This window comes from Arthrobacter sp. BG5 (assembly GCF_056680155.1).
On record NZ_CM155268.1, the window covers coordinates 3,685,234 to 3,707,201 of the forward strand.

The window sequence follows — 21,968 nt, forward strand, 5'->3', positions numbered from 1 at the left end:
TTCCAGTTTACCGACAACGCTGTCCTTGCCGGCCGAGGCTGCGGCGCTCCGGGCCAGGTCATGCCCGCCGTGGACGCCGTCGGGGCAGTGCGGAGACGCCCTCGGGCAGCGGCGGCAGGCCGGCAAAGGTGCAGACCATGTCAGACCACGCCTCCAGGTGGGCGGTGATGTCCCGGCCGGCCGGGGTCCAGGAGGCGCGGAGTTCGATGTCGATGGTTCCGGGCCGGTCGGCGAGCGTGCCGAAGCTCTCGGAGAGTACCCGGGTGGCCGTGCCGCCGGCCGAACGGTACTCCGCGTGGTGGTTTTCCAGTGCTTCCACGAGCCAGGTCCAGGCAACGGAACCCAGCATCTCGTCATTGCCCATGTCCGGCTCCAGCTGGGCCCGGATGTAGGTGACAATCCGGAATTCGCCGTCCCAGACGGCGGAGCCGTCCGGGTCGTGCAGCAGGATGAAGCGGCCGGTGGCGAGTTCGACGTCGTCGCTGCCGGACGCCGGCGCCAGCGCGGCGGCCGCCGGGCCATGGACCGCGCCCGATGCCGCGTCGCCGGGGACGACCACTTCCGCGCCGAGCGCCACCGCGTAGGGGGCGAGCCGGCCGGGTGCCGGGATCTCATCGAGGCGCAGTTCGCTGCGGCACCGTGCTTTTCGAAGCGTCCCCAGGGCGAAGAGAAAATCCGCCGGAACCTGGTCGAGTGGGTTCACAGTGAAAGATTATGCACGGGGTCCGTCCCGGCCCGGCAGGCTCGCCGCCGGGCCGGGACGGGTGTGCTGCTAGCCGTCCGCGAGCTCGCGCTTGATCGCGGCAATAAAGGAATCAACGTCTTCCTCGGTGGTGTCGAAGGAGCACATCCAGCGCACCTCACGGGCCGCCTCGTTCCAGTCGTAGAAGCGGAAGGACTCCCGCAGCCGGTCCGCCGCGCCGGCGGGCAGGACGGCGAAGACGCCGTTGGACTCGGTCTTCTGGCTCAGTTCGACGCCCGGGATCGACTCGACGCCGGCGCGCAGCCGGGCAGCCATCGCATTGGCGTGCGAGGCCGAGCGCAGCCAGAGGTCGCCCTCGAGCAGCGCGATGAACTGGGCGGACATAAAGCGCATCTTGGAGGCCAGCTGCATATTCATCTTGCGCAGGTAGACCAGGCCGTGGGCCGCCTCGGGGTTCAGCGCGACCACCACCTCGCCAAAGAGCAGGCCATTCTTGGTGCCGCCGAAGGAGAGGATGTCCACGCCGGCGTCGCGGGTGAAGGCGCGCAGCGGCACATTCAGGTGGGCCGCGGCGTTGGCCAGCCGGGCGCCGTCCATGTGCAGCTTCATGCCCTTGGAGTGGACATGCTCCGCGATGGCGCGGACCTCGTCCGGGGTGTAGCAGGTGCCCAGCTCGGTGGTCTGCGTGATGGAGACAGCCAGCGGCTGTGCCCGGTGCTCGTCGCCCCAGCCCCAGGCCTCCTGGTCGATCAGGGCGGGGGTGAGCTTGCCGTCCGGCGTCGGGACCTGCAGCAGCTTGATGCCGCCGATCCGCTCCGGCGCGCCGTTCTCGTCCATGTTGATGTGGGCGGTGGAGGCGCAGATGACGGCGCCCCAGCGGGGGAGCAGCGACTGGAGCGACAGGACGTTCGCGCCGGTTCCGTTGAAGACGGGGAAGCACTCGATGCCCGCGCCGAAGTGCTGTTCCATCAGTTCCTGCAGGCGGGCGGTGTAGTCGTCCTCGCCGTAGGACACCTGGTGGCCCTCGTTGGCTGCGGCCAGGGCGGCCAGGACCTCGGGGTGCACGCCGGAGTAGTTGTCCGAGGCGAAGCCGCGGACGGAGGGGTCGTGGAGCCGCGCCGCGGTGTCCGCGGGGGCAGCGTCAAGGGTGGTGGTTTCGACCGGGTTTGTTTCGACCGTGCTGGTCATCTCTTTGCTCACGCTTTCAGTCTAGGGGTGCCGGCTTACCGGTTGAGGGGCAGGCGCCGGCCGTTCAGTTCTGCGGCGGGGGTCCGGAAAATTTCGACGGCGGCCGCCGCCAGCTCCTCGACGTCGGTAAAGCCGGGGAATTTGCGTTCGGGGGAGGCCTCGCGCATGGCCGGATCGACGAGGGCTTTCACCACGAAGACGACGGCGGCGCTGTGCTGCTGCTCCGGGCCTGCTGTCGTTCCGGAGGCGGCCGGGTTTGCAGCATTCGCTGCGTCGGCCGGGTTTCCGGACTTTCGGGCCTGGTCGCGCCGGAAGCCGTCGGCCACGGCGAGGGTCCAGGCTTCCGCGGCGGCCTTGGCCGCCACGTAGTTGGCGCCGCCCGCCGTCGGGCTGGCCACCGCGCTGGAGGAGACGATGGCCAGCCGCCCGGTGTCCGAGGCGGCGAGGTCCTCGTAGAAGGTCCGGCTGACGTTGCGGAGCGTGGTGACGGCGTTGCGTTCCAGGAACTCCCAGTCCTCGTCGCTCTGGTCGGTGATGCCCTTCGCGCCGCGCCAGCCGCCCACCAGGTGGATCACGCCGTCGATGTGTCCGGCCCGTGCCGTCAGCTCTGCGTGGAGGTCCCGGACCGCCGCCGGATTGGCGAGGTCGCAGGCCAGCGGCACCACGCCGCTGCCGGCTTCGGCGGCGGCGGCCCGGATGCGGGCGGCATCGGAGCCGACGGTGAAAACCGTGTGCCCCGCGCCCCGGAGGGCGCGGGCCACGGCGATTCCGGACGGGCTGCTGCCGCCGGCCACCAGGATGTTGAGCGTGCGTCCGCTGCTCATCCGGCGTTGATGGCCTGGGTGGCGGGGCCGGCGGCCGTGTCCGGGTGGGTGTCTGTGCTGGTGTCTGTCGACCCCGTGATGCCGGCGGTCGATTCGATCACGGTCCGCATCTTCTTTTCCAGCGCCTCGTAGAACATGGAGAGCGGGAACTCGTCGTCGAGCACCTGGTCGGTGAGGCCGCGCGGCGGGCCGTCCAGCGGCAGGGCGCCTGGGCCCTTGGCCCAGACCGAGGCCGGGTTTGGCGTGACGGTGCCGGAGATGAGCTCGTAGGCGGCGAGCCAGTGGGCCAACTTGGGCCGGTCGATCGAGCGCCAGTAGAGTTCCTCGATCCGGGCGCCGAGTTCCACGACGACGTCGGCCACTTCGTCCCAGTCGATGCTGAGCTTGCTGTCGGTCCAGTGCAGCACGTGGTGCTGGTGCATCCAGGCGAAGAGCAGCTGCCCGCCAAGGCCGTCGTAGTTGCGGACGCGGCTGCCGGTGATGGCGAACCGGAAGATGCGGTCGAAAATGACGGCGTACTGGACCAGCTTGGCGTGCCGGCGGGCTTCCGGGTCCGCTTCCTCGTCCTTTTCGATCTTCACCGATTCGCGGAAGGCGGTGAGGTCGCAGCGGAGTTCCTCGAGCGAGTACAGGAAGAACGGCATGCGCTGTTTGATCATAAACGGGTCGAACGGCAGGTCCCCGCGCATGTGCGTGCGGTCGTGGATCAGGTCCCACATGACGAAGGTCTCCTGCGTCAGTTCCTGGTCCGCGAGCAGGCCGGCGGCGTCCTCGGGCAGTTGCAGCGAGGTGATGTCCGCGGCGGCCCGCAGGACGCGGCGGAAACGGGCGGCCTCGCGGTCGGCGAAGATGGCGCCCCAGGTGAAGGTGGGGGTCTCACGGACGGCCACGGTTTCCGGGAAGAGCACCGCGGAGTTGGTGTCGTAGCCCGGGGTGAAGTCGAGGAAGCGGATCGGGACAAAGAGCTTGTTGGAGTAGTCGCCCGCTTCCAGTCCGGCGATGAACTCGGGCCAGATGACCTCGATCAGCACGGCCTCGACCAGGCGGTTGCTGCTGCCGTTCTGCGTGTACATCGGGAAGACCACGAGGTGCTGCAGGCCGTTGACGCGGTGCTGCTGCGGCTGGAACGCCTGGAGCGAGTCGAGGAAGTCTGGAACGCCGAAGCCGCCGTCGGCCCAACGCTGGAAGTCGGCAACCAGGAGGTCCAGGTAGCGCTCGTCATGCGGGAACGCCGGGGCGAGGGCGGCGACAGCCGTCGTGATGGTGGCGACGTGCCCGGCCGCTGCCTCGTGGTCGGCGGGCTCCGGCACGGAGCCGTCCTGGATCTGGAGCGCCTGCAGGGCCGTGGCAGCGGCTTTGAGCCGCTGCCAGTCGGGGGATTCGGCGGTGATCGGGGCAGGGGCGGTGAGGGCGGTCATGGTCATCGTCGGTCGCCTTTCTGGTTGCTTGGAACGTCTACGGCGAGCGTAGCAAGCAAACAGCAGCTCTAACTCAAAAAGCGGTCGAGCGTAAGGAACTCTGAGTCATTGGGGCACCCGCAAGCGTCCCAGCTCCAGCGGGGCCGGGGGTTGCTTAGGACTCCTGGCCGGCGGCGGCCGTGCCGGCCGCCGGGACCAGCTTCAGCGAGACCGAGTTGATGCAGTAGCGCTGGTCGGTGGGCGTCCCGTACCCCTCGCCTTCAAAGACGTGGCCAAGGTGTGAATCGCAGGCCGCGCACCGCACCTCAATACGGTCCATCCCCATGGTGCGGTCATGGATGTAGCGCACGGTGCCGTCCGCCAGCGGCGCAAAGAATGAAGGCCAGCCGCAGTGCGAGTCGAACTTTTCCCGGCTCGTGAAGAGCTCGGCGCCGCAGGCCCGGCACTGGTACACGCCCTCGGTATGGGTGTCCCAGTATTCGCCGGTGTAGGGCCGTTCCGTTCCGGCCTGGCGCAGGACCCGGTACTCCTCCGGGCTCAGCTCCTCGCGCCATTGCTGGTCCGTTTTTTCAACCGGTGCCGGTCCGGCCGCCGGCGGGTTGCCGGCCGGATCACCGGCGGGGGAGCTGACGGGCGTGACTTTGGGCTTGTTGCTGAAGATGCTCATGACGTCAGTAACGCTCAGGAGTCCCCGATAAATCCCGATCCGGCGTACAAATGCAGCACCGGAAGGCCCAGCTTGTCCTGTGCCTCGTTGGCCCAGTCGGTGTGGAAGGTGTCCGCGACGGCGTGCGGACGGGTGATGACCACAGCCTGCCCGGCGTTCAGTTCCTTGACCTTGGCGACCAGGCCGTCCACGGCCCGGCCCTCGACGACTTCACCGGTCACGCCGCCGCCCAGGCCGCCCAACGCGGCCAGCGAGGCGGCAAGGGTTTCGGCCGCAGCCGTCCGTTCCACGGCCGGATCCGGCTGCTTGGCGGTCAAGTCCCGGAACGCCTTGGCGATCTCCAGCATGGACAGGTTCTCCAGGAAGTCCACCAGCAGGTGCCGCTCGGTGTTCGCCGGGACCAGGACCACCAGCGGCGAATCACCGCCGGCCACGAGGGTTTCGATGTTGACGCGGTCGTCCGCGCCGAGGGGCTCTTCTGTCAGGATGACGATTGGGTCGCTCATGCCCCCAGCCTAACTGTTAATGCGCCGGGGGCCGCCGCCCCGGCACCGAATGGGCCGCGGTGCGCCGGATGCCGGGCTTGACCGGGAGTTCGGTAAGAATGGTGCCATGGCATCCACCCCGCGCCTCGTCCCGCAAAAGCCCCGGACCCCGACTGCCCGCGGGGCCTCCCGCATCCTGCAGGCGGCGGTGCCGGACACCCCCCTTGCGGATACGTCTGTCCCGGGGAGCGCTAAATGGGCGGTGGGCGGCATCATCGGCGGAGGTGCCGCGGCCGGCCTCCTCGCCGCGGGGTCCTCGGCGCTGGCCCTGTACTTTGCCCGGCGGGTCATCACCCCGGTCCGGGTCCGCGAGGAGGACCAGGAGGTGCTGGCGGTGATCCGGGAAGGCCGCGGGCAGCAGATCATCCTCAAGGCGACCCCGGATTCCACCGTGGAGGGCGTTTACGGTTTCTTTTTCGACGGCGGCCGCGGGCACGCCCGGCTGGGCCGGGTTCTGTCCTATTCCCCGGCCGAGCAGACCGTCCTGCGCGACGTTGAGGCCGTCTACAGCGGGGACCTGGCGACGGCGCGCCGCGGCTACTGGAGCGGGGCCGTCCATCCGGATCCTGCGGCCATCGGGCTGCCGTTCGAAGACGTGCAGATCGAGGTCGACGGCGGAACAGCGCCGGCGTGGCTGGTTCGGGCCGCCCCGGCGGCGGATGCGCCGGCGTCGGACACGTGGGCGATTATGGTGCACGGGCGCGGCGCCTCGCGGCAGGAGGGCCTGCGGGCCGTCCGGGTGGCCCGGGAGCTGGGCCTGTCCAGCCTGCTGATTTCCTACCGCAACGATGGGCTGGCGCCCTCGGCCGAGGACGGCCGCTACGGCCTGGGTTCCACCGAGTGGCGTGACGTCGAAGCCGCGATCGGATATGCGCTGGAGCAGGGTGCCCACGAGGTGGTGCTCTTCGGCTGGTCCATGGGCGGCGCGATCTGCCTGCAGACCGCGGATTTGTCCCGGTACCACCACCTGATCCGGGCCATGGTGCTGGATGCGCCCGTGATCAACTGGGTCAACGTCCTGGCGCACCACGCCGAGCTGAACCGGATCCCGTCCGCCGTCGGACGCTACGGGCAGCTGATGATGAGCCACCCGCTGGGCCGCCGGCTGACCGGGCTGGCCGCCCCGGTGGACCTCAAGGCGATGGACTGGGTGTCCCGCGCCGTCGAGCTCCGGACGCCGACGCTGATCCTGCACTCCGTCGACGACGAGTACGTCCCCTACGGCCCGTCCGCGGACCTCGCGGAGAAGAACCCGGAGATGGTGACCTTCGAAGCGTTCAGCACGGCGCGGCACACCAAGGAATGGAACGTCGATCCGGAGCGCTGGGAGTCGCTGGTCTCGGCCTGGCTGCGGCAACAGCTGGCGCCGCGGTCTAATCCGGGCCAGCCCGACCCGGAGACGCCGTCGAACTGACAGGTGACGGCAGGGTTGGCCCGCGGGATTGGCGTTAACTGTCAGTTGGGCGGCGGGCGGGACCCGGGTCAGCTGCGGGACGTGCCGATCCGGGCCGTGCGGGCGCCGGTCAGCCGGATCAGTTCGGCGGGGCTGAGTTCCAGGTCCAGTCCGCGGCGGCCGCCCGAGACCAGGATGGTCTCCAGCTGCAGCGCGCTTTCGTCGACCACGGTGGGGGAGGGCTGGCGCTGTCCCAGCGGCGAGATGCCGCCGAGCACGTAGCCGGTACGGCGCTCCGCCGTCGCCGGGTCCGCCATCGCCGCCTTCTTGCCGCCCAAGGCTGCGGCCATCGCCTTCAGGTCCAGATTGCCGCTCACCGGCACGACGCCGACGGCGAGCCGCCCGTCGACGTCGACCACCAGTGTCTTGAAGACCCGGGCCGGGTCAATCCCCAGCACCTCCGCGGCCTCCAGCCCGTAGCTCGTCGCGGCGGGGTCATGGCTGTAGGAGTGCGCAACGAAGGAAACCCCGGCCGCCGCGAGTACCGCGGTGGCAGGGGTTCCCTGGGACGCCTGTTTGCGGGCCATGGTGCGGATCAGGCCTGTTGCGGCAGGGCGGCGACCTTGCGCTTGATCCGGCCGAGCATCGCCGTCATGCCGCGCATCCGCAACGGAGTGATGGCCCGGGTGAGCCCCAGCAGTTCGGGCATGTCGTCCGGAACAGCGAGGATCTCCGCGGGGCTGAGCCCGTCGAGTCCCTCGTGCAGCACGCCGGCGAATCCGCGCGTCGTGGGAGCCTCCGGCGGGGCCTTGAAGAACAGGCGCACCCGCTCGGGCGCACTGCCGGACTGGCCGCCGGCCGGCTCCGTTTCGATCGTCAGGAACAGTGGCGACTGGCATTCAACCACCTGCTCCATCAGCTCCGGGTGGTCCTGCAGGCGCGCCGGGGGATCGGGCAGCTCGCGCGAAAACTCAAGCAGGAGCTGCAGCCGCTCGGCTTCTTCGAGGGCCTGGAAGTCGTCAACGATTTCCGCCAAGGCGGCGGGGAGGGCAGAGGTATTCATCAGTTCCAGTTTACTTTCCTGCCGGCACGGTGCCGCGCTCGGTGCCCTTGACGATCGGAACGCGCACGGCGTTGCCCCATTCGGTCCAGGAGCCGTCGTAGTTGCGGACGGTGTCGAAGCCCAGCAGGTACTTGAGTGCGAACCAGGTGTGGCTGGACCGCTCACCGATCCGGCAGTAGGCCACGACGTCGTCGCCCGCCTTGAGCCCGGCTTCGTCCAGGTACAGGGCCTCCAGTTCGGGACGGCTGCGGTAGGTGCCGTCCTCGGCGGCGGCGCGGGCCCAGGGGACGGACGCTGCGGTGGGGATGTGGCCGCCGCGCAGGGCGCCCTCTTCCGGGTAGGCCGGCATGTGCGTGCGCTGGCCGGTGTATTCCTCGGCCGAGCGGACGTCGATCAGCGGCTTGCCGAAGTGCGCCAGCACGTCGTCCTTGAAGGCGCGGATCGGGGCGTCATTGCGCTCGACCACCGGGTAGTCGCCGGGCACGGGGACCGTCCGGTCCGTGGTCATCGGGCGGCCCTCCGCGATCCACTTGTCGCGGCCGCCGTCGAGCAGCCGGACGTCCTCGTGGCCGAAGAGCGTGAAGACCCAGAGCGCGTAGGCGGCCCACCAGTTCGACTTGTCGCCGTAGATCACTACGGTGCTGTCGCGCGAGATGCCCTTGGCAGCAGCCAGCGCGGCGAACGCTTCACCGTTGACGTAGTCGCGGGTGACCTCGTCGTTCAGGTCGGTGTGCCAGTCGATCTTTACCGCGCCGGGGATGTGGCCGATTTCGTACAGCAGGACGTCCTCGTCCGATTCGACGACCACCAGTTTGCCGCCGTCGAGCGCACCGCCCTCGATTGCCGCCGCGAGCCACTCGGTGGAAACCAGGCGTTCGGGGTGGGCGTAGGCGGCGAATTTGTCGTTCTGCTCAACGGGGTAGGGCATGAAGATGGCCTTTCACTTGGCGGTCGTGGGGGCCGGGCCAAGGGTGGTGAGCGGCGCCGGGCCTGCTACCCACAGTAACCACGCTCCGGCAGGATTGCTTCCCGGGCCTCCATGCGCGGAAATATGGCCTTCGTCACGTCCGTTGCCGCGCCCGGAAGGGAAACCCGCCGTTGCCGGTATTCTTTTTGGGGACACGAGACCAGCAGAACGGACCACCTTGGTACAGATCGAACAGCTCGCCGCCAGAACGCCGGCGGTTTCCGTGGATGAACTCCTCAACGGGTTTTATCCGTCGCCGCGCTTCGGTGAGGTGTCCTTCGCCAGCTACCGGCCGGACCCGGCCCAGCCCAGCCAGGCCCATGCGGTCCATGCGCTGCAGAGCTTCGCTGCCGGCGTCGGCTCCCGGGACGGTGACGGCCTGTTCAAGCGTCTCTTCGGCAAAAAGGACACCTCCCGGGCGGGCATTTACCTCGACGGCGGGTTCGGCGTTGGCAAGACCCACCTGCTCGCTTCGCTGTGGCACGCCGCCCCGGGGCCCAAGGCCTTCGGCACCTTCGTGGAGTACACCAACCTGGTGGGTGCGTTGTCCTTCCGCAAGACCGTAGAGGCGCTCAGCCACTACAAGCTGGTCTGCATTGATGAATTCGAGCTCGACGATCCGGGCGACACGGTCCTGATGTCCCGGCTGATGCGCGAGCTCGCCGACGCCGGGGTCAAGCTCGCCGCGACGTCCAACACCCTGCCCGGTTCCCTCGGCGACGGCCGCTTTGCCGCCGTCGACTTCGCCCGCGAGATCCAGGTCCTGGCCGACCAGTTCGACGTCGTCCGGATCGACGGCGAGGACTTCCGCCACCGCGGCCTGCCCAAGGCGCCCGCGCCGCTGCGCAACGACGAGCTGACGCACCACATGAAGGCGGAGTTCGACGGCCGGACGGTGGCCAAGGACGAATTCAGCACCCTGATCAACCACCTGGCCGGCGTGCACCCGAGCCGCTACCGGCAGCTGATCGACGGGATCGACGGCGTGGTGTGGCGCAATGTCGAGACCATCACCGAGCAGGCCGTGGCGCTGCGCTTTGTGGTCCTGGCGGACCGGCTGTACGACAAGGACGTGCCGATCCTGGCCAGCGGCGTGCCGTTCGACCAGCTCTTCACCGAGGAAATGATGACCGGCGGGTACATGAAGAAGTACTTCCGCGCCGTGTCCCGGCTCACCGCCCTGGCCCGGGAGGGCCAGAACCACGAGCCCTCCTAGCCTGTGACTGCAACGCGGGGTCACTTTTGGCCGATTCGGAGTCTCCGGATGGGCAGAAGTGACCCCGCGTCGGTCGTTAAACGACAAAGGTGCCGGCGCCGCCTCTCGGCGGGACCGGCACCTCGCTGACGTACCTGGGTCAGAGGCCCTGCTGCCGGGGTTCCCCGGCGACGGGTGGCTCACCCGCGACGTGCGGCTCTGCGGCGGGGGCCGTTGCCGGCCGGCCGTCCGCGTTGTCCACGAAGCCGGAGGCGCCTCGCTGGGCGGAATCTACTTTGTCGGCGTATTTTCCGCCGGTCTTCGAATCGACGAAATCACCCGCCTTTTCGATGCCGTCCTTGATGGCCTGTTCGTTGCCACCAATCAGATGCTGAGCCTTGCCCTTTAGATCGTCAATTAAACCCACGGGCACCTCCCTTCAGTCGCGGAGCCAGATCGCTCCTAGCGCTTTCGATCCTAACCGCCGGGTGGAAACGTGCCAAGGGTGTACGCCCAGAGGAGAAAGACCTGGGCGGGGGAACCCTGGAAGGGCAACGAAAAAAGCAGCCCCAGGGGAGCTGCTTTCATGGTGGGCGATACTGGGATCGAACCAGTGACCTCTTCCGTGTCAGGGAAGCGCGCTACCGCTGCGCCAATCGCCCGCAACCGGAAGGATCCGGAGTGGAGTTGTGAAGCTTCGAAACAAGAGAGCGGACGACGAGATTCGAACTCGCGACATCCACCTTGGCAAGGTGGTGCTCTACCAGCTGAGCTACGTCCGCATTTTAGTCCGTTCCGGCAATGCCGGCGGTACTGGATCAAGCAAGTTGCCTTGCTTTGGTGGGCGATACTGGGATCGAACCAGTGACCTCTTCCGTGTCAGGGAAGCGCGCTACCGCTGCGCCAATCGCCCCTTCGTAACCGGCCGGAACCGGAAACCAGGGTTTTCACCGAGGTGGGTACGGGATTCGAACCCGTGTATACGGCTTTGCAGGCCGCTGCCTCGCCTCTCGGCCAACCCACCGTGTAGACAGGGTTCCAGAAGAACCATATCCGTGACAGTGTCCTGCGAGCGGACGACGAGATTCGAACTCGCGACATCCACCTTGGCAAGGTGGTGCTCTACCAGCTGAGCTACGTCCGCATTGTTGCCTGCGATTCACTGCCGCAATCGGCATTTCCTCGCGTTCCAACGAGTAAGAACTCTATAGGAGGTTCAGGGAACTTACAAATCGGTGCGCGTTCCCCGCCCCCTGACCCCCGTCCTTCGCTGCAATCTAGCGGATTTTGCTAATTACAGGGGTGTAATTCGCGCCGGGTCTGGCGGCGTTGGGGCCGGGCGCCTGAGCGGTGGGGCGACGACGGCGGCCGGGCGCTTGTGGGGTTGGACGACGGCGGCCGGGCGCCGCGCCGGGTGCGAGGCCGGGCGCGGGTCTCGCGGGTCTGCGGCCCACTGGGGAAGCGGGCCCGACGATTCGCCAATGGTGGCCGCTATGTTGCCCTCAAAGCGGCCATCTTCGTCAGATGGGCGCAGCGGGCCCCGGTTCCTAAGGGGGCCGCGCCGCCGTCGGGAGCGCCGATTTCTAAATTCCGCCGGGGTGGGCTAGCATTCAATGGCACCGGGGCGATTGGCGCAGTGGTAGCGCGCTTCGTTCACACCGAAGAGGTCACTGGTTCGAACCCAGTATCGCCCACCCGAAAGATGGTCCGTTCCGCTCACAGAGCGGGGCGGGCCATCTTGTTTTTCCGCGGCCTGTTGCCTGCGGCCTGTTCTCCTGTGGCTTGTTTTCCTGCAGCGTCCGACCCCTGTGAAAGAGTCTTTCTATGACCGCCCCGCTCCTCGCCCACGCCACCGAATACGGCCGGATGTATGCCCGTTCCACGTCCGAGCAGTTCTCCGTCCCGTCCATCACCACGGTGATCGGCCAGCAGCCCCACGGCCTGGACGGCTGGTTCGGCTACATGGGCGCGAACAGCCTCGCCGCGGATCCCACGCTGCCGGCCATCCTGGGGAGCCCGGCCAAGGTTCGGCAGGCGGTAAGCCGGGCCGCCAAGGCAGCCGAAACGCACCGGGACGACGCCGCCAAGCGCGGCGACCGCGTCCACAACTACTGCGAACAGGTGGCCCTGCGGGCGCTTGGCCGCCCGCACCAGATGAAGGAAACCCGGGAGGCCCTGGCCGCCAACGGCGAGGAAGCGTTCGCCGCGCGCTTTGACGAGTGGTGGGAGCTGTTCCAGGTGGAGCCGGTCGCTCCGGAGATCACGGTCTGGAACAAGACGGTGGGCTATGCCGGCACCCTGGACCTGGTGGCCAAAATCAACGGCCGTACCTGCCTCATCGATTACAAGACCAAGGGGACCAGCCGGGACGGCACCGTCAAGCCGCTCGACGACAAAGTGGTGATGCAGCTGGTGGCCGGCATGAAGGCCGAAGAAAGCCTGGTGGACCCGGTGGCAGGGGAGTGGGAAGCGTGGCAGCACGGCGACTCCCCGATCCTGCTCGCGGTGGCCATCGGTGAGACGGAGGTGCGGCCGCAGCGGGCCAACCCGGACGTGCTCAAGCATCACTGGTGGAAGTTCTGCGCGCTGCGGCGCGTCTGGGAGATGTCCGCCGACACGCTGGCCGCCGGACCGGCCCTGCTGCCGATCGCGCCGCCCGCGGCCCGCTGAGCCGGAAACCCGCGGCAACCACTAAACTGGACGGGATCCCGAAGCCGCCCACCGTGAGGACACACCGCCCATGGCCATCTTGAATATCCGCATCATTGGGGACCCTGTGCTGCGCACAGTTGCCGATCCCGTGACGGAATTCGGGCCTGAGCTGGAAAAGCTCGTTGCCGACATGACCGAAACCATGGAGGACGTGGAGGGCGCCGGACTGGCCGCCCCGCAGGTCGGGATCAGCCAGCGGGTCTTCACCTACCGCATCCGCGGGGTGGAGGGCCACATCATCAACCCGGTGCTGGAAAACAGCGATGACTTCCAGCCCGACGAGGTGGAAGGCTGCCTGTCCATTCCCGGGCTTGGGTTCCCCGTCCGCCGGCACCGCAGCACCCGCGTCACCGGCGTCGACGTGCACGGCAACCCGGTGGTGCTCGAAGGTGAGGGCATGCTCGCCCGGGTCTTCCAGCACGAGACCGACCACCTGGACGGGATTCTCTTCACCGACCGGCTCGACGGCGAGGACCGCAAGGCCGCCCTGCGCGCCATCCGCAACGCCAACTACGACTCCATTACCGAGCAGACGACGTCGAAGCGGGCCAAAACTGTGGGCTCGAGCTTCGGCGCGGGATCCGCGTTCGGAACCGGCCAGTGAGGGTCCTCTTCGCGGGAACCCCGGCCGTCGCCGTTCCGTCGCTGGATGCCCTCCTCGCCGCCGGGTTCGACGTCGTCGCCGTGCTGACCCGGCCCGACGCACCGCTGGGCCGCAAACGGGTCCTCACGCCCTCGCCGGTCGCCGCCCGCGCCGCCGAGCTCGGCATCGACGTCATCCATGCCGCCAAGGTCGACGCCGGCGTGACGGCCAGGATCGATGCCGCCGCACCGGATGTCGCCGCCATCGTGGCCTACGGCGGCCTCATTCCGCGGGCGGCCCTGGACATTCCCCGGCACGGCTGGATCAACCTGCATTTTTCGCTGTTGCCGGCCTGGCGCGGCGCAGCGCCGGTCCAGCGCGCCCTGATCGCCGGGGACGACATCACCGGCGCCGTGACATTCCGGCTCGAAGAGGGCCTGGACACCGGGCCGGTGTACGGCACCCTGACCGAGGCCGTCCGGCCTGCTGACACTGCCGGCGAGCTGTTGGAGCGACTGTCCCACAGCGGCGCCGTGCTGCTGACCCAGACCCTGTCCGCCGTCGACGCCGGCAAAGCCACCGCCGTCCCGCAGCAGGGGGACGTCAGCCTGGCCCCCAAACTCACCCTCGAGGACGGCAGGCTCGATTGGCAGCAGCCGGCCCTGGCGATCGGGCGCCGCTCACGCGGTGTGACGCCGGAGCCCGGCGCCTGGACCACGCTGGAGGGTCAACGCGTGAAACTCGAACCGGTGCTGCTCCGCCCGGTGGCCCCGGCCCTGCGTCCGGGGCAACTGGCCCTGGACGGGAAGTCGGTCCTGGTCGGGACCGGCTCGCACCCCGTTGAGCTCACCCGGGTCCAGCCCGCGGGCAAAAAAATGATGACCGCCGCTGATTGGGCGCGCGGACAGGCAACACTGGAAAGCGTGGTCTTCGAATGAGCGAATCCGGATCCAACGGCAACGGCCGGGGACGCGGCGCTGCCGCCGGCGGTCCGTCCTCCGGCAAGTCCGGCCAAGGCGGCCGCGGCGGCCAGGGTCCCCGGGGCGGCGTCAAGCGGAACGCGCAGGGACGCGAACGGAACCGCGGACCGCAGCGCGGCTTCACCGAAAACGCCCCCTCCCAGCGCACCCGGCGCGCCGATCCCGCCCGCCTGGTGGCCTTCGAAGTGCTGCGTGCGGTGGCCGCCGAGGACGCCTACGCGAACCTGGTGCTGCCGGCCCGGATCCGGCACCACGGACTGGACAAGCGCGACGCCGGGTTCGCCACCGAGCTCAGCTACGGCGCGCTCCGCGGCCAGGGCACCTACGACGCCATCCTCGCCCGCTGCGTGGACCGCCCGTTGGACCAGCTGGATCCGGCGATCCTCGACGCGTTGCGGATCGGCGCCCACCAGCTGCTGGCCATGCGGGTCCCGGCCCATGCCGCCCTCGACGAAACCGTGGGCCTGGCCCGCGCCGTGATCGGCGCCGGCCCGTCCGGCCTGATCAACGCGGTGCTCCGCAAAGTCTCCGCGCACACGCTCGACGAGTGGCTGGAACTGCTGCTCAGTGATGAGCAGGACGAAACCAAGGTGGCCTCGGTCCGGTACGCCCACCCGGAGTGGATCGTGCGCGCCTTCCGGCAGTCGCTCGTGGCGCACGGCCGCCCGGTCACGGAAATCAATGAACTCCTGGAGGCGGACAACGCCGCCCCCGTGGTGAACCTGGTGGCCCTTCCCGGCCTGGGCAGCCTGGACGAGGCCCTCGAAAGCGGCGCCACCCCCGGCGAGCTCGTGGAAGGGTCGGCGCTGTCCAGCGGCGGTGACCTCGGCCGGCTCGCGTCCGTGCGGGACGGCAGCACCCGGGTCCAGGACGTCGGCTCCCAGCTGGTGGCCCGCGCCCTGGCATCGGTGGACCTGTCCGCGGGAACCGGGGCTGGCAGCCAGGCCGGCGCCGACGGCAGCCAGCCCGGCGCCGACGGCGAACGCTGGCTTGATCTCTGCGCCGGCCCGGGCGGCAAGGCGGCCCTGCTCGGCGCCCTGGCCCGGCAGCACGGCGCCACGCTGCTCGCCAACGAGCCGGCGCCGCACCGCGCGAAACTGGTCCGGCAGGCGCTGGCAGCCGTCCCGCACGAGGTGTGGCATGTCCGGACCGGCGACGGCCGGGAGGTCGGGTCCGAGCAGGCGGAAAGCTTCGACCGGGTGCTCGTGGACGTGCCCTGCACCGGGCTGGGCGCGCTGCGCAGGCGGCCGGAATCCCGCTGGCGGCGCACCCCCAAGGACCTGGTGGACCTCGGCCCGCTGCAGCGCGAACTGCTGAAGTCGGCCCTGGATGCGGTCAAGCCCGGCGGCGTCGTGGCGTACGTGACCTGCTCCCCGCACCCGGCTGAGACCACCGCCGTCGTCAGCGATGCGCTGCGCAAGCGGGACGACCTCGAACTGCTCGACGCCGGCGCCGCCCTGGACGCCGTCAGCCTCACCGGCCACCTCGAGGCGGGCCACGACCTCACCGCCCAGCTCTGGCCGCACCGGCACCGCACGGACGCCATGTTCCTGGCTCTCATCCACAAAAAGGCCTGAGTCCCGGGCCATACTGGCACCAGCTACCCGACCTTCCGACCAGCACAATGAAGAGGAAATCCATGGCCCATTGCTGCATCCACCCCAGCATCCTGTCGGCGGACTTCGCGAACCTCCAGTCCGAGCTCCACAAAATCAGGACCGCGGACGCCGTGCACGTGGACGTGATGGACAACCACTTCGTGCCCAACCTCTCGCTCGGCCTTCCCGTGGTCCAGCGGCTGCAGGAAGTCAGCCCGATCCCGCTGGACGCGCACCTCATGATCGATCACGCAGACCGCTGGGCGCCGGCCTACGCCGACGCCGGGTTGGCTTCGGTGACGTTCCACGCGGAGGCTTCGATCGCGCCGGTGAAGCTGGCCCGTGAGCTGCGCGCCCGCGGGGCCAAGGCGGGCCTGGCGCTGCGGCCCGGCAGCGGCGTGGAGCCGTTCCTGGACATGCTCGGCGAGCTGGACATGATCCTCATCATGACGGTGGAGCCCGGTTTTGGCGGCCAGGAATTCCTGGACCTTACGCTGCCCAAGATCCGCCGGGCCCGGGCGGCGATCGACGCTTCCGGCCTGGACATCAAGCTCCAGGTGGACGGCGGCATCACCGAGAAGACCATCTGGCGTGCCGCCGAGGCAGGCGCGGACGTCTTTGTTGCCGGATCCGCGGTGTACGGCGCCGACGACCCGGCGGACGCGATCGCGCGGCTGCGAACCGCCGGCGGCCGCTGACGCGAACATGACGAAAGTTGTACCGCCCGCCCGCGAGGAATAGCGGGGCGGTACCGGCGGTTGTGTCAGAATAGCTACACACATACGTGCTCCGGGGTCGGTGTAAGTCCGAACCGGCGGTTATAGTCCGCGACCCGCGAGCCGTCACTTTCCCGCTGGGGGAGGCCGACGGCGGACGGTTGAACCGGTGGAACTCCGGTACCGACAGTTAAAGTCTGGATGAGAGAAGCACGTACAGCTGTTACTGCGGCGCCCCACGGCGCCGCGGAATTGCGCTGTCGTATACCCCCGGAGCCATCGCGGTTCTTGAGGGAAGGAACGACAGACATGAACCCCTTGCGATGGCTCTACGCCGACCCTGCGGTCCAGCCGGACCAGGCGGACGGCAAATGAGCGTTCAGCAGCCGGCCGCCAGGCCGCAGGATATCGAAGAGCCGGGCCATAAAACGGCCAGGGCGGATTTCGCCGCCGCTGCCGGTTTCAGCGCCGCCGAGACGGCCGCCATGGACACTGCCCTCGCTGCGGCGGCACAGGGTCCGCGCGGGGCGAACCCGCTGGTGGGCGCCGTCGTCATCGGCACCGACGGCGCGCCCCTGGTCACCGGCTACCACCGCGGCGCCGGCACCCCGCATGCGGAGGCCGACGCGATCGCGCAGGCCGCGGACGCCGGGCTCGACCTGACCGGCACCACCATGGTGGTCACGCTCGAACCATGCAACCACTGCGGCCGCACCGGCCCCTGCGCCCAGGCGATCATCGAGGCGGGCGTCGCGGACGTCGTCTACGCTGTCGATGACCCGCATGATCCGGCAGCCGGGGGAGCGGCCACCCTGCGTGCTGCCGGGGTCCGGGTCCGTTCCGGACTCGGCGCCGTGGCCGCCCTGGAGCTCAACCGGCGCTGGTTCGACGCCGTCGCCGCCAAACGGCCGTTCGTCACCCTGCACATCGCGCAGACCCTGGACAGCCGGATCGCGGCCAGCGACGGCACCAGCCAGTGGATTTCCAGTCCCGAATCGCTCGCCGACAACCACGCAATGCGGGGCCGGATCGACGCGATCCTGGTCGGCACGCAGACCGTCCTGGTGGACAACCCGCGGCTGACCGCCCGCACCCCCGACGGCTCACCCGCGGAAAAGCAGCCGCTGCGCGCAGTGATGGGCCTGCGCGGAATCCCCGAGGACGCCGCGGTCAACGGCGAGGACGGCAAGGTGCTGCACCTGCCCACCCGCGAGCCGCGCGAGGCGCTGGACCAACTGTTCGACGCCGGCGTCCGGCACCTGATGGTGGAGGGCGGCTCGCGGATCCTGAGCGCGTTCCTGGCCGCCGGCCTCGTCGACGAGCTCATCGTCTACCTCGCTCCGACGCTGCTTGGCTCCGGCACCGCCGCCCTGGAAGACCTCGGCATCGGCACCCTCGCCGACGCCCAGCACTGGGACTGGGACCACGCTTCCGGCGGCGCCGTCCGGACACTGGGCCGCGACCTGCGGCTGCACCTGCGCCCCGCCACCGACACTTCATCCGATTCCACCCCGCGCAGCGACGCGGACACTGCCGCAGGAGGCTACTGATGTTTACCGGAATTATCGCCGAACAGGGGAAGGTGCTGTCCGTCGAGCGCGACGGCGACACCAGCGCCACACTGCGCCTGCACGCCCCCGGCAGCACCGAGGGCCTGGCCCACGGCGGATCGATCGCCGTCAACGGTGTCTGCCTGACCGCCACGGACATCGACGGCACGGACTTCAGCGTCGACGTGATGGGCGAGACCCTGGTCCGCAGCACCATCGGCGGGCTGGCCGCAGGCGATCCGGTCAACCTCGAGCGCTGCGTCCCGGCCGGCGGCCGGCTCGACGGCCACGTGGTGCAGGGGCACGTCGACGGCGTCGGCGAGCTGCTGGAACGCGAGGCGCTCGGCAACTGGGACCGGCTGCGCTTCGGCGTGCCGGCCGCGCTGGCCCGCTACATCGCGGAGAAGGGCTCAATCGCCGTCGACGGCGTGTCCCTGACCGTCACGGCCGTGAGCCCGGCGCCGGAGCCGGCCCCGTGGTTCGAAGTCGGCCTGATCCCGACCACCCTGGCCGAAACCGGCCTCGGCGCCAAGTCCATCGGCGCCCGCGTCAACCTCGAAGTGGACGTGCTGGCCAAGTACACCGAACGGCTGCTCGCGTTCGCGCCCGCGGCGCCCGCCGCGCACCGCCAGGAGGCCGCATCATGAGCAAATTGCAGGAGGACCGCGGTGTCGCCGTCGACACGCCGTCGGCGCTGGACCCGATCGAGGACGCCATCCGTGCCATGGCCGCCGGCCGGCCGGTGCTGGTGGTGGACAACGAGGACCGCGAGAACGAGGGCGACATTATCTTCGCCGCGCAGCACGCGACGCCGGCGCTGATGGGCTGGACCATCCGGTACAGCTCCGGCGTGATCTGCGTGCCGCTGCCCGGCGAACGGGCCGATGCACTCGCGTTGCCGCCGATGGTGACCATCAACCAGGACTCCAAGGGCACCGCGTATACGGTGTCCTGCGACGCGGCCGTAGGCGTGAGCACCGGAATCTCCGCGACCGACCGCGCCCTGACGGCCCGGATCCTGGCCGATCCGACCAGCCAGCCGAATTCCCTGACCCGTCCCGGGCATGTTTTCCCGCTCCGCGCCGTTAAGGGGGGTGTGCGGGAGCGTCCCGGCCACACCGAAGCGGCTGTCGAGCTGTGCCGGCTGGCCGGCTTGGAGCCCGTGGGCGTTATCGCAGAACTGGTGCACGACGACGGAGAAATGATGCGGCTGGACGGACTTCGCGGCTTCGCGCGGGAACACGGCTGCCCGCTGATTTCGATTGCCGACCTGGTGGCGTACCTTGAGGCCGGTAACACCGGCAGCCACGCAGCGGAATCCGCCTGACACCCTGAATTGAGGAGAGACAATGACGACTTCTGAAGCGCAGCCGGCCACCCCGGGACAGCAGCCGCATCCGGTCAGCGGCGGACCGATCGTCCAGTTGCCCACCGCGTACGGAGACTTCGTGGCGCAGGCCTGGACCGACCTGGACACCGGCGCCGAGCACCTCGCCGTCAGCTCCCCGCTGCCGGCTACGGACGGCCAGCCACCCCTGGTCCGGCTGCACTCCGAATGCCTCACCGGGGATGTGTTTGGTTCCTACCGCTGCGATTGCGGCGAGCAGCTGGCCTACGCCCTGGAAATGATCCACGAATTCGGCGGCACCCTGCTCTACCTCCGCGGCCAGGAAGGCCGCGGCATCGGCCTGGCGAACAAGATCAAGGCCTACGCCCTGCAGGAGGCCGGCTTCGACACCGTCGAGGCCAACGAGCAGCTGGGCCTGCCGGTGGACGCCCGCTGCTACAACGCCGCGGCGCAGATCCTCGCCGAGATGGGCCTGCACGAGGTCCGCCTGCTGAGCAACAACCCGGACAAGCAGGACCGGCTGGCCCAGGCCGGAGTAAAGGTCGTTGAGATGGTCCCCACCGAGGTGCCGTCCCGCGAGCAGAACCTGCGTTACCTGCAGACCAAAAAGGACCGGATGGACCACCGCCTGGTCCTCGACATGGAGCCCGCCGCGCCCGCCGCGGGACCACTCGGCTTCGAGCACGAACAGGGCTAACAGCCCACCACCAGAGACCCACCCCCACAGCATAGGAAACTGCATGAGCGGCCACGGCGCACCCCAGATCGACCTCACCACCTTCCAGCCCGACGAGACCTCCCGGCTGAAACTGGCCATCGTGGCCGCCAGCTGGCACACCCAAATCATGGACGGCCTGCTCGACGGCGCGCTGCGCGCCGCCAAGGACGCCGGCATTGCCGAACCGACCGTCCTGCGCGTCCCCGGGACCTTTGAACTGCCGGTCGCGGCGGCCCGGCTGGCACCGCACTTCGACGCCGTCGTCGCGCTTGGCGTCGTGATCCGCGGCGGAACCCCGCACTTCGAGTACGTCTGCGAGGCCGCCACCCTCGGCCTGACCGAGGTCAGCGTCCGCACCGGCGTGCCGGTGGGCTTCGGCGTGCTGACCTGCGACACCGAACAGCAGGGAATTGACCGGGCCGGCCTGCCGGGCTCCACCGAGGACAAGGGCCACGAAGCCGTCACCGCCGCCCTCGCCACCGCCGTCACACTCAAGCAGTACTCGTAGGCTGTGTATTCCCTCACATCCGGGGCGTCATGCTGGGGCCCGGCAGGCGTGGCCCGGCGGTGAACAAGTAGGCTGGACGGTGTGAAGAATTTCGAATCGCTGTTCGCAGAACTGAGTGAGAAGGCAGCCGTCCGTCCGGAGGGCTCCCGCACCGTCGCCGAACTGGATTCCGGGGTCCACGGCATCGGCAAGAAAGTCGTGGAGGAAGCAGCCGAGGTCTGGATGGCTGCCGAGTACGAATCCGACGAGGCCGCCGCGGAAGAAATTTCGCAGCTGCTCTATCACCTGCAGGTTCTGATGCTCGCCAAAGGACTCAGCCTGGAAGACGTCTACAAGCATCTCTAGCCACGTCGCGCCGGGCTGCGCGGACTGAAGTCCGCGCAGTCCGGCGCACCGCGTGGCCCGTTGTGCCTGCACCCGATGACTTCCTAACCAGAAAGAACTTCCCATGCTGAGAGTTGCCGTCCCGAACAAGGGATCCCTGTCCGAAGCCGCCTCCGCCATGCTCGCCGAGGCCGGTTACCGCCAGCGCCGCGACAGCCGCGAACTGGTCATGGTGGACCCGGACAACGACATTGAATTTTTCTTCCTCCGCCCGCGCGACATCGCCGTGTACGTAGGCCAGGGCACCCTGGACGTCGGCATCACCGGCCGCGACCTGCTGCTCGACGCCGAGGTGGAGGCCGAGGAGCTGCTGCCGCTGGGCTTCGCCGCCTCCACGTTCCGGTTCGCCGGCCCCGTCGGGGACTTCAACTCCATTGACCAGCTCGAGGGCAAGCGCCTCGCCACCAGCTACGACGGGCTGCTCCGCGGCTACCTCGCCGAGCGCGGCATCAACGCCAAGGTCGTCCGTCTCGACGGCGCCGTCGAATCCTCCGTCCGGCTCGGCGTCGCGGATGCGATCGCCGACGTCGTCGAAACCGGCACCACCCTCAAGGCCGCCGGGATGGAAATCTTCGGCGAGCCGATCCTGAACTCCGAGTCGGTCCTGATCGGCCGCAAGGGCGAGCAGAACCCGGCCACCGAGGTGCTGATCCGCCGCCTGCAGGGCGTCCTCGTCGCCCGCCAGTACGTGCTGATGGACTACGACATCCGCAAGGAGCTCGTCGAACAGGCCGCGGCCCTCACCCCCGGCCTGGAATCGCCTACCGTCTCGCCGCTGCGCGATTCGGACTGGGTGGCCGTCCGGTCCATGGTGCCAAAGAAGGAAACCAACCGGATCATGGACGAGCTCTACGACCTCGGTGCCCGCGCCATCCTGGTCAGCAGCATCCACGCCTGCCGGATCTAGC

The 21,968-nt window shown here is 69.1% G+C and carries 24 protein-coding genes, 6 tRNA genes and 1 riboswitch; of the genes, 15 read left to right on the forward strand and 15 right to left on the reverse strand.

All coding sequences use genetic code 11. From position 1 onward, the window contains the following. Positions 1 to 58: 58 nt before the first annotated feature. The 6 genes from AC1MBE_RS16815 to AC1MBE_RS16840 all read right to left on the reverse strand — a co-directional run bounded on the left by AC1MBE_RS16815 (position 59) and on the right by AC1MBE_RS16840 (position 5,306). Positions 59 to 703, reverse strand: a complete 645-nt coding sequence (locus AC1MBE_RS16815) for a DUF3000 domain-containing protein (RefSeq protein WP_479779835.1) — start codon at positions 701 to 703, stop codon at positions 59 to 61. Positions 704 to 772: 69 nt separating this feature from the next. Then, positions 773 to 1,891 (reverse strand): threonine aldolase family protein, encoded by a 1,119-nt coding sequence (locus tag AC1MBE_RS16820; protein WP_479782680.1) that lies wholly within the window; start codon positions 1,889 to 1,891, stop codon positions 773 to 775. A gap of 35 nt (positions 1,892 to 1,926) precedes the next feature. Next, complete coding sequence (locus AC1MBE_RS16825) at positions 1,927 to 2,715, reverse strand: SDR family oxidoreductase (RefSeq protein WP_479779836.1); 789 nt, start codon at positions 2,713 to 2,715, stop codon at positions 1,927 to 1,929. Beyond that, complete coding sequence (locus AC1MBE_RS16830; protein ID WP_479779838.1) at positions 2,712 to 4,139, reverse strand: DUF6421 family protein; 1,428 nt, start codon at positions 4,137 to 4,139, stop codon at positions 2,712 to 2,714. Before AC1MBE_RS16830 ends, AC1MBE_RS16825 begins: the two co-directional genes overlap by 4 nt. Positions 4,140 to 4,287: 148 nt before the next feature. Continuing rightward, complete coding sequence (gene msrB, locus AC1MBE_RS16835) at positions 4,288 to 4,800, reverse strand: peptide-methionine (R)-S-oxide reductase MsrB (RefSeq protein ID WP_479779840.1); 513 nt, start codon at positions 4,798 to 4,800, stop codon at positions 4,288 to 4,290. A 14-nt stretch (positions 4,801 to 4,814) separates the two neighbouring features. Beyond that, positions 4,815 to 5,306, reverse strand: coding sequence for a hypothetical protein (locus AC1MBE_RS16840; RefSeq protein WP_479779842.1), 492 nt, complete (start codon positions 5,304 to 5,306; stop codon positions 4,815 to 4,817). Positions 5,307 to 5,412: 106 nt separating this feature from the next. Here AC1MBE_RS16840 and AC1MBE_RS16845 point away from each other — a divergent pair, with 106 nt between their 5' ends. Further along, entirely contained in the window at positions 5,413 to 6,759 is a 1,347-nt protein-coding gene (locus tag AC1MBE_RS16845) for an alpha/beta hydrolase family protein (protein WP_479779845.1), read from the forward strand. A gap of 68 nt (positions 6,760 to 6,827) precedes the next feature. On the opposite strand, the gene ybaK is transcribed toward AC1MBE_RS16845, so the two are convergent. Genes ybaK through AC1MBE_RS16860 form a run of 3 tightly spaced genes read right to left on the reverse strand, consistent with a single transcriptional unit; the run spans position 6,828 to position 8,729 of the window. Then, positions 6,828 to 7,325 carry a Cys-tRNA(Pro) deacylase gene (ybaK, locus tag AC1MBE_RS16850; protein WP_479779846.1) on the reverse strand — a complete coding sequence of 166 codons (498 nt, stop codon included), beginning with the start codon at positions 7,323 to 7,325 and terminating at the stop codon, positions 6,828 to 6,830. An 8-nt stretch (positions 7,326 to 7,333) separates the two neighbouring features. After that, the gene (locus AC1MBE_RS16855) at positions 7,334 to 7,801 is read right to left on the reverse strand and encodes a SufE family protein (RefSeq protein ID WP_479779848.1); all 468 of its coding nucleotides are present in this window, start codon (positions 7,799 to 7,801) and stop codon (positions 7,334 to 7,336) included. Positions 7,802 to 7,811: 10 nt separating this feature from the next. Then, positions 7,812 to 8,729: a sulfurtransferase gene (locus tag AC1MBE_RS16860; protein WP_479779850.1), complete on the reverse strand. Its 918-nt coding sequence runs from the start codon at positions 8,727 to 8,729 to the stop codon at positions 7,812 to 7,814. A 217-nt stretch (positions 8,730 to 8,946) separates the two neighbouring features. Here AC1MBE_RS16860 and zapE point away from each other — a divergent pair, with 217 nt between their 5' ends. Next, positions 8,947 to 9,984 carry a cell division protein ZapE gene (gene zapE, locus AC1MBE_RS16865; RefSeq protein WP_479779852.1) on the forward strand — a complete coding sequence of 346 codons (1,038 nt, stop codon included), beginning with the start codon at positions 8,947 to 8,949 and terminating at the stop codon, positions 9,982 to 9,984. Between the two features lie 139 nt (positions 9,985 to 10,123). On the opposite strand, the gene AC1MBE_RS16870 is transcribed toward zapE, so the two are convergent. From AC1MBE_RS16870 to AC1MBE_RS16895, 6 genes are all read right to left on the reverse strand, one after another. Further along, entirely contained in the window at positions 10,124 to 10,390 is a 267-nt protein-coding gene (locus AC1MBE_RS16870) for an antitoxin (RefSeq protein ID WP_479779853.1), read from the reverse strand. Between the two features lie 160 nt (positions 10,391 to 10,550). Next, positions 10,551 to 10,625, reverse strand: a tRNA-Val gene (locus tag AC1MBE_RS16875). Between the two features lie 47 nt (positions 10,626 to 10,672). Continuing rightward, positions 10,673 to 10,745, reverse strand: a tRNA-Gly gene (locus AC1MBE_RS16880). Between the two features lie 56 nt (positions 10,746 to 10,801). Further along, positions 10,802 to 10,876: transfer RNA gene (locus AC1MBE_RS16885), tRNA-Val, on the reverse strand. A 40-nt stretch (positions 10,877 to 10,916) separates the two neighbouring features. Further along, positions 10,917 to 10,987: transfer RNA gene (locus AC1MBE_RS16890), tRNA-Cys, on the reverse strand. Between the two features lie 47 nt (positions 10,988 to 11,034). Next, positions 11,035 to 11,107, reverse strand: a tRNA-Gly gene (locus AC1MBE_RS16895). Positions 11,108 to 11,585: 478 nt separating this feature from the next. Here AC1MBE_RS16895 and AC1MBE_RS16900 point away from each other — a divergent pair. The 13 genes from AC1MBE_RS16900 (at position 11,586) to hisG (ending at position 21,967) form a co-directional block, all read left to right on the forward strand. Further along, positions 11,586 to 11,657: transfer RNA gene (locus AC1MBE_RS16900), tRNA-Val, on the forward strand. Positions 11,658 to 11,787: 130 nt separating this feature from the next. Further along, positions 11,788 to 12,633, forward strand: a complete 846-nt coding sequence (locus tag AC1MBE_RS16905) for a cytochrome (RefSeq protein WP_479779855.1) — start codon at positions 11,788 to 11,790, stop codon at positions 12,631 to 12,633. Between the two features lie 70 nt (positions 12,634 to 12,703). Beyond that, on the forward strand, positions 12,704 to 13,279 hold the full coding sequence (gene def, locus AC1MBE_RS16910) for a peptide deformylase (protein WP_346958976.1): 576 nt from the start codon (positions 12,704 to 12,706) through the stop codon (positions 13,277 to 13,279). Then, the gene (gene fmt / locus AC1MBE_RS16915) at positions 13,276 to 14,196 is read left to right on the forward strand and encodes a methionyl-tRNA formyltransferase (RefSeq protein WP_479779856.1); all 921 of its coding nucleotides are present in this window, start codon (positions 13,276 to 13,278) and stop codon (positions 14,194 to 14,196) included. Before def ends, fmt begins: the two co-directional genes overlap by 4 nt. Continuing rightward, a complete protein-coding gene (locus AC1MBE_RS16920) occupies positions 14,193 to 15,815 on the forward strand; it encodes an RsmB/NOP family class I SAM-dependent RNA methyltransferase (RefSeq protein WP_479779858.1) in 1,623 nt (540 codons plus the stop codon). The genes fmt and AC1MBE_RS16920 overlap by 4 nt, the downstream gene beginning before the upstream one ends. 62 nt (positions 15,816 to 15,877) lie before the next feature. Further along, positions 15,878 to 16,534, forward strand: a complete 657-nt coding sequence (gene rpe / locus AC1MBE_RS16925) for a ribulose-phosphate 3-epimerase (protein ID WP_479782681.1) — start codon at positions 15,878 to 15,880, stop codon at positions 16,532 to 16,534. 82 nt (positions 16,535 to 16,616) lie between these two features. Beyond that, a riboswitch (FMN riboswitch) is annotated at positions 16,617 to 16,770 on the forward strand. Positions 16,771 to 17,037: 267 nt separating this feature from the next. After that, complete coding sequence (gene ribD, locus AC1MBE_RS16930; RefSeq protein ID WP_479782683.1) at positions 17,038 to 18,102, forward strand: bifunctional diaminohydroxyphosphoribosylaminopyrimidine deaminase/5-amino-6-(5-phosphoribosylamino)uracil reductase RibD; 1,065 nt, start codon at positions 17,038 to 17,040, stop codon at positions 18,100 to 18,102. Further along, the gene (locus tag AC1MBE_RS16935; protein WP_479779860.1) at positions 18,102 to 18,749 is read left to right on the forward strand and encodes a riboflavin synthase; all 648 of its coding nucleotides are present in this window, start codon (positions 18,102 to 18,104) and stop codon (positions 18,747 to 18,749) included. Before ribD ends, AC1MBE_RS16935 begins: the two co-directional genes overlap by 1 nt. After that, positions 18,746 to 19,429, forward strand: a complete 684-nt coding sequence (gene ribB / locus AC1MBE_RS16940) for a 3,4-dihydroxy-2-butanone-4-phosphate synthase (protein ID WP_479779861.1) — start codon at positions 18,746 to 18,748, stop codon at positions 19,427 to 19,429. The genes AC1MBE_RS16935 and ribB overlap by 4 nt, the downstream gene beginning before the upstream one ends. Positions 19,430 to 19,451: 22 nt before the next feature. Next, entirely contained in the window at positions 19,452 to 20,147 is a 696-nt protein-coding gene (gene ribA, locus AC1MBE_RS16945) for a GTP cyclohydrolase II (RefSeq protein WP_479779863.1), read from the forward strand. A 43-nt stretch (positions 20,148 to 20,190) separates the two neighbouring features. Then, positions 20,191 to 20,676: a 6,7-dimethyl-8-ribityllumazine synthase gene (ribH, locus tag AC1MBE_RS16950; protein ID WP_175321713.1), complete on the forward strand. Its 486-nt coding sequence runs from the start codon at positions 20,191 to 20,193 to the stop codon at positions 20,674 to 20,676. An 81-nt stretch (positions 20,677 to 20,757) separates the two neighbouring features. Further along, positions 20,758 to 21,021: a phosphoribosyl-ATP diphosphatase gene (locus AC1MBE_RS16955; RefSeq protein ID WP_024367461.1), complete on the forward strand. Its 264-nt coding sequence runs from the start codon at positions 20,758 to 20,760 to the stop codon at positions 21,019 to 21,021. Positions 21,022 to 21,124: 103 nt separating this feature from the next. Further along, positions 21,125 to 21,967, forward strand: a complete 843-nt coding sequence (hisG, locus tag AC1MBE_RS16960) for an ATP phosphoribosyltransferase (RefSeq protein ID WP_479779865.1) — start codon at positions 21,125 to 21,127, stop codon at positions 21,965 to 21,967. Position 21,968: the final 1 nt, after the last annotated feature.